General features: G+C 29.1%; 12 protein-coding genes and 2 pseudogenes. 2 read left to right on the top strand and 12 right to left on the bottom strand.

The annotated features are described in order from the left end of the window. Positions 1-121 precede the first annotated feature (121 nt). Together B2W91_RS08505 and B2W91_RS08500 are read right to left on the bottom strand one after the other, a co-directional pair. Positions 122-915 (bottom strand): annotated as a pseudogene (locus B2W91_RS08505) (MBL fold metallo-hydrolase). A gap of 39 nt (positions 916-954) precedes the next feature. Continuing rightward, positions 955-1,233 carry a hypothetical protein gene (locus tag B2W91_RS08500; RefSeq protein ID WP_291580033.1) on the bottom strand — a complete coding sequence of 93 codons (279 nt, stop codon included), beginning with the start codon at positions 1,231-1,233 and terminating at the stop codon, positions 955-957. 346 nt (positions 1,234-1,579) lie between these two features. On the opposite strand from B2W91_RS08500, the pseudogene B2W91_RS08495 reads away from it, so the two are divergent. Continuing rightward, positions 1,580-1,969: pseudogene (locus B2W91_RS08495) on the top strand (transposase); the annotation flags it as partial. A 104-nt stretch (positions 1,970-2,073) separates the two neighbouring features. Next, positions 2,074-2,799, top strand: coding sequence for a type II CAAX prenyl endopeptidase Rce1 family protein (locus B2W91_RS08490; RefSeq protein ID WP_291580031.1), 726 nt, complete (start codon positions 2,074-2,076; stop codon positions 2,797-2,799). A 441-nt stretch (positions 2,800-3,240) separates the two neighbouring features. Here B2W91_RS08490 and B2W91_RS08485 read toward each other — a convergent pair whose 3' ends face one another. From B2W91_RS08485 to B2W91_RS08440, 10 genes are all read right to left on the bottom strand, one after another. Further along, positions 3,241-3,366, bottom strand: a complete 126-nt coding sequence (locus B2W91_RS08485) for a hypothetical protein (protein ID WP_291580030.1) — start codon at positions 3,364-3,366, stop codon at positions 3,241-3,243. 318 nt (positions 3,367-3,684) lie between these two features. Then, positions 3,685-4,383 (bottom strand): propanediol utilization microcompartment protein PduB, encoded by a 699-nt coding sequence (gene pduB / locus B2W91_RS08480; protein WP_291580028.1) that lies wholly within the window; start codon positions 4,381-4,383, stop codon positions 3,685-3,687. A 374-nt stretch (positions 4,384-4,757) separates the two neighbouring features. Then, the gene (locus B2W91_RS08475) at positions 4,758-5,423 is read right to left on the bottom strand and encodes a UDP-N-acetylglucosamine pyrophosphorylase (protein WP_291580026.1); all 666 of its coding nucleotides are present in this window, start codon (positions 5,421-5,423) and stop codon (positions 4,758-4,760) included. Positions 5,424-5,672: 249 nt separating this feature from the next. After that, the gene (locus B2W91_RS08470) at positions 5,673-6,227 is read right to left on the bottom strand and encodes a Type 1 glutamine amidotransferase-like domain-containing protein (RefSeq protein WP_291580024.1); all 555 of its coding nucleotides are present in this window, start codon (positions 6,225-6,227) and stop codon (positions 5,673-5,675) included. 423 nt (positions 6,228-6,650) lie between these two features. Further along, a complete protein-coding gene (locus tag B2W91_RS08465) occupies positions 6,651-7,682 on the bottom strand; it encodes a serine hydrolase domain-containing protein (protein WP_291580022.1) in 1,032 nt (343 codons plus the stop codon). Between the two features lie 308 nt (positions 7,683-7,990). Beyond that, on the bottom strand, positions 7,991-8,863 hold the full coding sequence (locus tag B2W91_RS08460; protein WP_291580020.1) for an aminoglycoside 6-adenylyltransferase: 873 nt from the start codon (positions 8,861-8,863) through the stop codon (positions 7,991-7,993). A gap of 199 nt (positions 8,864-9,062) precedes the next feature. After that, a complete protein-coding gene (locus B2W91_RS08455; protein ID WP_291580019.1) occupies positions 9,063-9,881 on the bottom strand; it encodes an alpha/beta fold hydrolase in 819 nt (272 codons plus the stop codon). A gap of 313 nt (positions 9,882-10,194) precedes the next feature. Beyond that, a complete protein-coding gene (locus tag B2W91_RS08450) occupies positions 10,195-10,641 on the bottom strand; it encodes a GNAT family N-acetyltransferase (RefSeq protein ID WP_291580034.1) in 447 nt (148 codons plus the stop codon). Between the two features lie 194 nt (positions 10,642-10,835). Then, complete coding sequence (locus B2W91_RS08445; protein ID WP_291580018.1) at positions 10,836-11,285, bottom strand: GNAT family N-acetyltransferase; 450 nt, start codon at positions 11,283-11,285, stop codon at positions 10,836-10,838. 379 nt (positions 11,286-11,664) lie between these two features. Continuing rightward, positions 11,665-12,327 carry a Type 1 glutamine amidotransferase-like domain-containing protein gene (locus tag B2W91_RS08440; RefSeq protein WP_291580017.1) on the bottom strand — a complete coding sequence of 221 codons (663 nt, stop codon included), beginning with the start codon at positions 12,325-12,327 and terminating at the stop codon, positions 11,665-11,667. Positions 12,328-12,368: the final 41 nt, after the last annotated feature.

Genomic DNA, 12,368 nt, shown 5'->3' with positions numbered 1-12,368 from the left:
ACCGCAAATTCACTTATGAATACTGCGGTGTTTAGAATAATTATTCAGTTTTCATTATTGTGGTGCTAAAAAAAATATTATGTATCGCTATAGCTATAATATAAGTTCATTTCTTATATTTTTACCAGTTTATTTCCAAACCCACTCCAACTTCTTTTACAGGCAAAGTTTTATGTATTTCTGCTCTAACAGCAAATGAAGTACAATGGCAAGGATATAACTCCTTTATATTGTTCTGTTCTAGATAATCGATAGTTTTATTAACCTGCTCAGTCACTTCAAATAGATGAAATCCTCCTATAACTCCTAATACTCGATTATCTTTACATACTTCTTTCGCATATTCGATTATATTGCATATCCCACTATGAGAGCATCCTGTAATAATATAAATGCCCTTTTCATTTTTANNTCATCTATTACATAATCATCAACTGAAGTTTGTCCAACAATTTGTTTGCCAATAGGTTTTCTATTTTCGAAGTGATTTATTTGAGGTATTTCCCCTAAAAAAGTTATATGTTCACTAACTTTTTTAGGCTCTTTTGAAAGAATTAGATTACATTTTTCTTTTAATTCTTCCTCTAGAATAGGAGAACAAATTTTTAAATCGTCTATGAATTTTTCTTTAAATGCATCTGGATGAGCAACAATAGAAATATTTTTTTTATTATCTTGTTCAAAGTAGTATTTTAATCCTCTTGTGTGGTCATCGTGACCATGGGAAATAACAATAGTGCTTACATTTTCTAAATCTATACCTAATGCAATCGAGTTTCTTAGAAATAGATCAGAGTATCCTGCATCCAGTAGTAAGCTAGTATCCTCATCTTCAATATAATAGGAAACAGCAGGTTCGCCACAATAATATTGATCAATGTATGTATTATTGTCTACTAAAACTTTTAGTTTCACCTTTTTTCCTCCTTTACTCACACTTAATATTGTACAATGCTAAATATAAAGATTTGTACTATTTGTCTTGTAATAATTTATAATATTTTTTTCATTTCTCTCCCAGTTTATAAGTGCTCCAATTACTCCTCCTATAAAACCTCCAATAAAATATCCAAAATAGTTATAAGGGTCAAAGGATTTTCGTGTAATCAATATGCTAGTTATAGAGCCTACATAAACCCCCATCCCCATTAGGATACCATTAATCAATGTATATCTTCCATGACCTTTCTTTCTATATTTCTCCCACCTACGAATAAATTTTTCAGCATTCATTAATCAATCCCTCCTGATATAGACCTATTAGTTATTACTACGTATTTTTTTACCATTCTGACTCAATTACTTGTAATTATATCATTTAGGGGTAATTGATTCCATATAACTTATAGATTACAGAAGATTTCTATACTATTTTTTCACCGCATTATTCAATTTTCAGAGAACATTATTCGCATCTGCATTTTCAAAAGTTACGTCGCCTTTTAATCAAACTACGACATAAAAAATACCGTAAATTTTCTATCTGAATAATACGGTATCATAAATAAATGTTGAAATTTTATATGTTTTTTGAGATATGCTATAATTAGGCCAAATTCATAGATTAGGAGATCAGATTATGGCAAGTATACCGTTTTTAATTTCAGACATTCAGAAACTATCCTTAATTCAACAAGAACAATTATCTCCTTACTTGGAATAAATTTCTATAGTAGGTTTACAAGTAAATCAAGTTACACTAGAAGTTAAAGAGTTTAGATTTGCCAAGGGAAAAGTCTGTCCTCATTGTAATGCTGAAACTGTATCAAGAAATGGAAAGTATAAAGATAAACAACGATATATTTGCAAATCTTACAAGAAGACTTTTACTGACTTCACAAACTCTGCTACTTATAAGAGCAAGAAAACATTAGATAAATGGCTTAAATATACCAAATGTATGATTCCAGGTTATTCTATTAGAAAGAGTGGTAAAATTGTAGAACTTAATATAGCAACAAGTTTCTTTTAGAGACATAAAATACTTGACTACACACAACGTATAGAAATTAGTGTTATAATTGTAAGATTATTTATATAATAAATATTAGTAAATTATGAGGAGATGATAAAATGACGAAAGTATGTCCATTTATACTACCATTGTTTAGAAGCGTTTTGTTTATTATAGTTGGAGTGGTATTTGCAATAATAGCCAATCAATCATTAGAACAAGCAAGTCAATGGTGGTCAATAATATGCACTATTTGCAATATTATTACTATTGTTGTATTAATGGCAATTTGCAAAAGTGAAGGAACTACATATAAAAAACTAATTGGTTATCAAAGGGGGCAAGGCAATACTAAATATACATTGTTGATTGTTCTGCTAATGCTTATATTAGGAATAGGTGGAATGTATGGTTTTGGATTTATGATTTATGGTTATGTTCCTGTAACAATGGTACAACCCATTCCAGTTTGGTTTGCATTAATAAATGTTATACTTTTACCTTTAACAGTAGTATTTGCTGAACTGCCTTTATATTTTGGGCATGCACTAAACGGAATTGAAAAAGTTACTGGCAATAAAATATTATCAATTGTGTATCCAATGTTTTTCTATGCTCTTCAGCATAGTTTTATTCCTCTGCTATACGATTGGAAACATATCCTATTTAGATTTTTGTCATTCTTGCCTTTGATGTTCGTATTAGGAATTATTTATTATAAAAAGAGAAAACTACAGCCGTTGATGGTAGGTCATGCTATTTTGGATTTAGCAACAAGTGTCCAAATTTTAATGACTTCTATATCTCCTGCATTATTTGAAATGATGAAAGCAATGAACAAGTAGTATATTCATAAAATGAGCATTTGAAGATTTTAATTATTTCTATATCTGCCCTTGTTGCACAATTTATAAAATATGAATTAAGAGAAGTCCTAAAAGGGCTTTTCTTAAAAATTGTCATATTATCAACATTGTACTAAAACATAGCCTAATTATATAATTGTTACGTCCTATAAAAAACATGATACATACTCTAATGTTAATAATACTCATATTCCATAATGAATTAAGTATTTGTTTTCTATTATGGCATTAGATATTTTTTTAATCAGTTGTTTGAGTTCTTGTGATTGGTAGTGATTATTTGCTTGGATGATAACATCATAAAATTGTTTGAGAGAATTTGGAGGTATAATTGTTACACCGCAATAATCGAGCCCCTGTCCAAGTTGAGTTGTAATTTGAAAATAAGTTTTTACTTGCATAAGCTCATTATTATACTTGTTAGTTAATTAATTCTTCTATCAGATCATCATCAACAGAAATACAGTCATATTTTTCTGGCTCGTAATTGCTATACCATTTGTTTTCTTTAAAGGAATCTATTATCCCGAAATCGTGCTTAGCCAAATTGCCACCTCCCAAATATATGCAAATCTTAGTTCTATTATCTTATGGCTAAGATTTAAGTAATATCAAAATTATACCCTGCTTTCTATATATTCTCACAATCATATAGAAAACATAATATCTTTAAAACACCGTGCTATTGACTTATCAAAAAACACCATTTACATTTTAGCTTTGAATAATTGAGTCATATTTTATTTGTATTACAACGTAAAAGCACCGTAAAATTCAGATTTGAATAATACGGCGCTCAAGTAAATTATTCATTTTTTATAGTTAGATCATCTAATAAGAAAAAACAGATTAATAAATCGTCTGCTAAATATATGGTCTAGTAGCAGATTGAGCTTCTTGCCCCATTGCTTTCAATAAAGACAAACCAATTTCTCTTGCAGCTATTACTGATTGTCTAACAGCATCTGCATCTCCAGTAACTGTTATAATTACTTCGTTTGTGTGTGCTGTTCCTGCATCTGGGCTTGCATATGTTACCATCTCAATATTTGCAGTTTTCATTGCTGTATCTGCCATTACTAAACCAATACCAGCTGGAGCACCAACAATTATACCAAAAGCTTTTCCAAGTGGGGCACCAAATGCTTTTTCTGACGCTAAGCTTGCACTTGCAGTATATGAAAGCTCCAAGTGCCCTGAATCACATACATAAACATCTCCAAACATTCTATCTAATTCTTTAAGAGCAACTTCTACTGCTCTTCTTGCATCTGTTACATCTTCTGCTGCCAGAATGATTAAAGAGCCATGTCCTGCTCCACCCTTTGTATCTCTTGGCAATTCAATCTTTACTACTTCTGTATTAGTAGCTTTTACAGCCTCATCTGCTGCCATAATATGTGGCCCTGCACCTGTTCTTGCACTAATTATTCCTATAGACCGATATTTTTTATCTAATCCCATTTTTTCATGAAGAAAACAATCAACATTAGCTATAACTAAGCCTATGGTATCTCCAATTGCTGTTCCTACAAATTCTGTTATTGATGATGGTGTATTCATTGTTAGTACCTCTCTTTTCTGCCACATTCTTACTTTCGCTTATTTGAACAACGTCATTACTAAATTTTTTTCTACTACTGCTTATATAATTTTGTTCACAATATATAGTTTGGTAATCATTACTTCTTGGATATATTTTATTTAAATTGCTATTTTGATTTTACTAAAGGTAATTATATCATAATTTTCATTAGTAAAGGTAATTACCTTTCTAAATAAATGTGAAGTAATTCTACTTTTTCACACCGTAAAATCCATTTCTCAATAATACGGTATTTATATAAAATATTCGTTTTTTAATTTTAGTCATTAAATGAGAATGTGGTTAAGTAAAATACTGCTAAACTTACTTCTGAATACGATATTCTGATTACTTAACTTTGTTTTCTCTCTACAATTTCACCACTGTTTTTCAAAATACTATTCTCTGGAATATAACCCCTTACAGAACATAATGGATAAACAATACTACCTTTTCCTAGTATTGTTCCTGGGTTTAAAACTGTATTACATCCTACTTCTGATGAATCACCTAAAATTGCACCAAATTTCCTTAAACCAGTTTCAATAATATCTGTACCATATTTTACTTTTACTAGCGTTCCATTTGACTTTAAATTAGAGGTTATTACACCTGCCCCCAAATGGGATTTATACCCTAATACTGAATCACTAACATAATTATAATGCGGAACCTGCACTTTATTAAAGAGAATTGAATTTTTAATTTCAGTTGAGTTTCCAACAACAACATCATTACCAATGATAACATTTCCTCTAATGTAAGCGGAATGTCTGATTTCGCAATTATAACCGATAATCGCTGGACCTTTTATCAGAGCACTTTTTTCAATAGTAGTGCCTTTACCAACCCATATAAATTCCCCTATTCTTTCAAAATCATTTGGCAGAGTTTTTGCGTACTCAAAAATGAAAGTATTAATTCTTGTAAGAACTTCCCAAGGATGCTTAACCCCTCCAAATATTGCTTGTGCGTCTAATTCTCTCAATGTAAAAAGTTCATCAACGGAAATGCCCATCATAACCCTCCTTAATGTATTTCGCAATATCTTACTATCATGAATTAATTATAACATATTTTGTAAATACCGTATTATTCAATTTTCAAAGAACATTGTTTACATTTTAACTTTGAATAATTAAGTCATACTTTATTTGAATTGCGACGTAAAGACACCACAAAATTCATTTGAATAATGCGATGTTAAAAAGTAAACATTCTGTTTTTATTGTTGTGCCATTAAATAAAAAATTTACGAATTTTTGCTTTACTCTATTATAGCAATATCATTATCTGTAATTATTATAGCTTGATTATCTGTTAATTTGATATTAGGACAATCACTTGTATTTAAATATCCACATTCTGTACCTTCTTCTGCGTGAACATTGAGCTTACAATTGATATAACCTAAATTGTTCGGCAAATTTTGTGATAAAACAACACTCCCTGCACTTACTCCTACATATATCCCATCGTTATGTAAAAATCTTTTTAATGGAATATTAAAATTAGTTTCATTCATTTTGTTCAATAAATGTTGTGTAGTTCCACCGCAAACATATATCACATTAAAATTACAAATTTCATCACAACTCATAATTCTATCTAAATCATATATAACTATGTTATCTTCTAAAATACCAGCATCTAAAAGGTCATTTTTACACACTGGAATCCACGCCTTTGCATCATCTGTTATTGCAGCAGTTGGAATAAAAATAACTCTAATTTTATCATTAGGCATATTTACTAAATCTAAAAACTTTTCTTTAATATTTTTATTAGTAAATCCAGTAGATGTTAATATCAATTTTTGCATATTTAGCCCCCTAATTTTTTTATAGTAAAGAGGTGTCACTATATTTTACAATTGTGATTAAACATGTCCATTTTATCCATATTATAACACACCTTCAAATACCGTATTATTCAATTTTCAAAGGACACTTTTTATTAATTACTTCGTCATTTTATCAAATTAAGACGCAAAAACACCATGTTATTCACTTATTTAAAAATACCATTTATATTTTAGCTTTAAATGATTGAGTCATACTTTATTTGAATCGCGAAGTAAAAAATACCGCTCATTCTTCTTGAATAATACGTCATTATAAGTAAATTATTAAATTGTATATTGATTTCATCATTTGAGAGAATTGCTCCTTAAACGTTAACTTCATCTCACTTACAAATTGGAATTTATCAAACTGTAGATTATATTCCTAATCTATATATTTATTTATGCAAACAATATTTTCTCAGCTTTACTCTGCAATGTCCAGATATTACATTCCACATTTCCTAATATAGAAAAAGTAATATCATCTTTTGGATAAAAAGCTGTAATATTACAGACACCTGCATTAGAACCATCTTTATGAACTCTGATAATATCTCCATCTTTTTCTCTTACTTCAAATGCAAAGCCCATAGTACACAAATAGTCTTCCTTTGGAATTTTTATATGTGTTTGAGGTAATAACATTTTTTTATACACATCACAAGTGTTTATTTTTCTTATAAAAATATCTAAATCATCCACTGTTGTATATGCTCCACTGTCTGCTGTGCCTATTGGAGGAAATGAGTATATATTTTTCTTTAAATGACCATTTGTATCATAAAAATAACCTTCAGCAAATTTTCTATCATTATCCTCTTTAGAAGCAAAGAATGTATTATTCATATGAAATGATTCGAAAATTTCCTCCATAATAAATTCTCTATATCCCCTTCCTGTAATCTTCTCTATTGCAATCCCCAAAAGTATAAACGCGCAGTTATTGTAATATATCTTTTTGCCCGACTTAAAATTTGGTTCTTTGTATGCAAAATTCTTTATAAAATCCTTATTTTCTCTCATGGAATAATTTGGAGAGTTTATAAACAAATCGGCATAATTTTCACCTTTTTCTTCTTCTGCATCATCTGCGATTCCTGATGTATGGGTAAGTAGATGTTTAATTTTTACATCTTTTGGAATCTTGGTCCCTGATAAGTCAATACTTGAATGAATATTATCTTCAAAACTGATTTTCCCTTTACTTTCAAGCAATACAATTCCTGTTGCAGTGAAAAGTTTTGTTATAGATGCAGTATCAAAGGAAGTATTTAATGCATTATTAATCTTATACATTCTATTTGCATATCCGCTAACAAAACTGAATAATGTCTCTTCTGTTGTTTTAATTAATACTGCACCTGAAAATCCTTGTTCATTTCTATAACTTTCAAATAACTGTTGTAATGCCTCTATTTTTATTATAACCACCTACTATCATCAATTTATATAAATAATCTATCCTAGAAATTCCTATTTATTGAACACAATTATTTACAATTATGAATTGATTATAACATATTTTACCAATACCGTATTGTTCAATTTTCAAAGAACACTTTTTATTAATTAATTCGTCATTTATTCAAATTAAGATGCAAAAACACCGTATTATTCAACCTTGAATAATACGGTGTTTTAATCAATTTTATTTTTGATTTATCTTCGTAATGCACTAAGATTATTAATTAACCTTAAATATTAATTAACCTTAAATATTAATTAACCTTAAATATTAATTAATATATTTCTTTTGCATCTTTGGGTAATGAATAAACATCCTTTAAAAATTTTAAACTATTATTTGCTTCAGTTTCATTATATATAATACTCATGTTACATGATACTTTATTGGCAATATCATTAAATAAGTCACACATAATAAAAACTGATTTCCAGATATCTTTTATATTTCCAGAAGGATATGTTTTTAAAAATGTATTCCATTCTTCCTTTTCCAACCACTTATACATATATTTACCCGATTTTCCAACACTAACAGTAAAACCTGTGTCAAATCCTATTTTCCACTCCATTAAACGAATTAACTGCGGGCGGACAACATAATTTATCATATCCATTACATATGGTACTTCGTCACGCCATAATCCCTTTGCTACATTATTAAGACACCACCAATATTCATTACAAGTTTCAAAAAATTGACATTCTGTTGGTTCTTTAACCCAATAATCCTTATCTGTTGCTTCAGGCATGTTGGGTAAACATTTATCTTTATCAAGTAATATTCTACAAAGCCTGTCGTCTTCAATTTCTTTTAGAACCTGTGATAATGTCCATACAGTTAAGTCAAGACGATTTCCGTCAGTAAATTGAATAAGCCACGCATAGCAATTTTCTATATCATTTGGATAGTAAGAATTTTCTTCAGGATATTGCATATATAATCGTTCACCAAATTGGTCAATCCAATCTTTTTGTTCACGAAATGATTTTGTTTCTTCAACAACGTATACAATATCATAATCCTGAAAAATATCTTTTGTAGCATTCGGATTTATTCTTGAACCATTCATAAAAACTGCACGAATTCTTTCATCATTCTTTGCAACATTTAATATTAAATCGAACATTTCTTGTTCTGTACGCATTTTAACCTCCAAAAATATAAATATTTTTAATTCCAGCATATAACTAATTATAATAGTATTATAATTTGCTTATTAAAATTAATATAAAGTCATAAAATACTTTAAAATAAGGCATAAAAATATTATAAATTCAACTTTGAATAATACAGTCTTTTAAATAGCTATCTGATTTTTATATTTATTGCGTTAAAGAAAAATATTATGATTCATCAACTCTTATAAGCCATTCGTTAACTAGTGAATTGAATAATTCTTCTTTTTCTATCTGTAAATTATGTCCTGCTCCATCCAATACAGTAAAAGTTGCTCTCGGAAAATTCTCTAAGATATTCCATGCATCCTTATATCCTACACAGGAATCTTGTTTACCTAAAAGTATAAGAGCAGGTTTATCAAATTTTTTATTTATCTTATCTACATCAAATGAGAATTCATAGCCATTTTCTTTAAGACTTTCTAAAAATCTAATATCTGCTATTTTAGCACCAGATATTATTTCTTTTTCATATCTTTCATAGATTGTATTACTTTGAATCACCGACATAGAACTAAATTCCTTAGCAGCTTCTAGTGTCAGTTTAGACAATAACATATTATCTTTCACTAACACAACATGCTCGGGAACATTTCGTTTTTTATTATCTGCTATTATAAGCGGACAAATTAATAAAACACCATCTACCTTATCTGCCATTTTGTAGATTATTCCTCTTGATATATAGCCACCATATGACTCACCTACAAGTAAAAAATTTTCACTTGGAATGATCTTTTTAATAAAATCAATTACAATTTCAAGCATAATATCAGAACTAGTAATCCACTCTGCACTCTCTGATTTGCCCATGCCTGGTAAGTCAATATATATCCTTTTATAACTATCTTTAGTGCTAAATATAGGTTCAATACATCCAGTCATTAGTCTATGATCTAGAGAATAACCATGCAGCATAACAATTGGTTTCCCATCTCCTATTATTTCATAATTTATAGATATATTTTGTATCTTGCACTCCATTCTTTTTCCTCCATTTTATATAGTATATATTTTTTACATCTTCAAACCAGTCATAGGTTAATTTTAACATAAATTCAACAAAATCATATTTATGTTTGTATAACATGGTACAATATAATTATTCATAAATACCCTGTTATTCAATTTTCAAAGAACATTATTTTTGTATCTAATATCTATATATTTCTTATATACTTTCATCAAATTACAGCATAAAAAATGCCGTATATTCGCGTTGAATAATACGGTGTTTTAGTAAATTATTCGTTTTTCAGTTATGACTTTAAATCAGAAGATTATTAGTTAAATATATTTACTTTAATTTCATATGAAGTATAGGAAATGGATTTCCTTGTTCATCAAGTTCCGACCTTTTAAATATATCAAATCCCATATGTTTATAGAATCCTATCCCCTGTATATTCTGCTCATTTACATCTACATATTTTATATTTAAACTATTTATTGCGTACTCTACAAGACTCTTTCCTATGCCTTTACCTCTAAACTTATCACTTACAAATAACATTTCAATCCTACCATCATGCACACCCATAAATGCTTGTATAATACCTTCATCATCTCTTACACACATAAGTTTGCTAACATAACAAGCTCCTTCTTTAACTTGGGGTTTTATTGATATTATATTCTCTTCATTTAAAAAAGTATGCGTTACCCTTACCGATGACTCCCATACATATAATATATTCTCCATATCCTTCTCATCAATATTATCTAAGATTTCTATATTAATCATGTTTATCTTTAGTGAGAGAGTGTAGCGTAAGTACCAAACCCTCACTAAAATTCACTTCCTTTCTTTTTATGCTATTTCTTGTGTATAATATATTAATAACTTTGTTGATAATTCGTAATATAAGAATATTGTGTCGTTATCATCCTGGGGATAGCAAATGTTCTTATGTTTTAAATTCTTTAGATTACTCTTTCTTACATCTCTAATGAATACTTATAAGCTGTTTCGCTGGGATTATCGTAATACTTTTCTACTTTGTTAATAATCTTATACCCGAAATCTTCAAACACCTTTTGCATTTTAAAATTTGACTCCCTGGTTTCACCTTTAAATATATGCATGTCATCTTTTAGCATCTCATCAATAACATACTGCATTAATATATGAGCATATCCCCTATTTCTATGTTCTGGGTGAGTTCCTATAGTCATAATTTTGATATAATTATTTTCGCCCTTCCAGTTATAAATAGCAATATTCGCTTTTATAACTTCATTTTCTTTGATAGCATAAACAAAAGTTTTTTCATCTTCCAAAAGTTCAATCCAATCTTCCCGTTTTATATTATCATCTGGAAAATAAATTGTTAGTGTTTCAAGAAAATCATCTAAATCCTCTAAACTAAGTTTCACTATATCGTTCATAACATCCTCCTTGTTATATAAATAATCTTTGTGACACATAATCTTACCATTATGGATTAATTATAACATATATTGTAAATACCGTATTATTTAATTTTAAAAGAACATCTTTTCATTTTAATTTGCCTTTTAATTATAAGGTTGTAAAACCACGTGTCGCCTTATATTTGAATTGCGACGTAAAAATACCATAGAATTCATTCGAATAATACGGTATTTGCATAAAATATTCGATTTTTAATTTTAGTCGTTAAATAAGAATATTGTGCAAGAAACTTATTGTAAATTATGCTTATACTGTACACGACCATGACCTTGCCTGTTGCAGAAGTTTTCCATAAAGAAATTAATTCAGTTAAGCCATAGCTACTCACTGCAACTAAAGCGTCTCATCTAACTTTTGAATCTTTGAGTGGGAAATTAAATATACATTGCCTAAAATGTCGATTTTGTTTCCTTTTACACGTACAGCACAATCTTTGTTCGATGCGTAAACATTCATTTTTTCTGATAATGGAGATAATTCGTCTTGAATCTGTGCAATGTTATTTTCAAGATCAAAATGAGACAGCACAGAGAAATCGTCAAGACCTATACCGTTGTAAATAGAACTTATGTCACATTTATCGCCAGTATATTTCGAGCATAACCATTTAGAGGACATGTTTATTGCACCAGCGCTTGTTCCCATCACAACGGCTTTGCTTTTTTTAATCAAATCTGATAATTGATATTCAATCAAAAGATCGTTTTGTTCAACAGTATCTCCACCCAACAAGAAAATGACCGAAGCATTTTGAATTAATTTTTGGGCCGCTTCCTTCTGTACGCTATAATCAATTAAATGATATTCATTAAATATAATGTTGGCCTGGTCAAGCCACGAACGTTCAGTAGCACCAACTTCCTCATCTTCATGAAGAAATGGATTGGCGCTAATCATAACAAGCGATTTTCTATCAGTTATATCCTCATACAACACCCTGACCAGTTTCTCAGGAAAAACATCGTTAAACCAACCTAAATAATAGTGAGTTTTCATAAGTACCTCCGTATTAAAGTTTACGATCTGTTAACTTATAT

Origin of the sequence: Clostridium sp. UBA6640, assembly GCF_002455975.1 — a bacterium.
Lineage (GTDB): Bacteria > Bacillota > Clostridia > Clostridiales > Clostridiaceae > Clostridium_J.
This window is presented reverse-complemented; position numbering and strand designations above follow the sequence as displayed.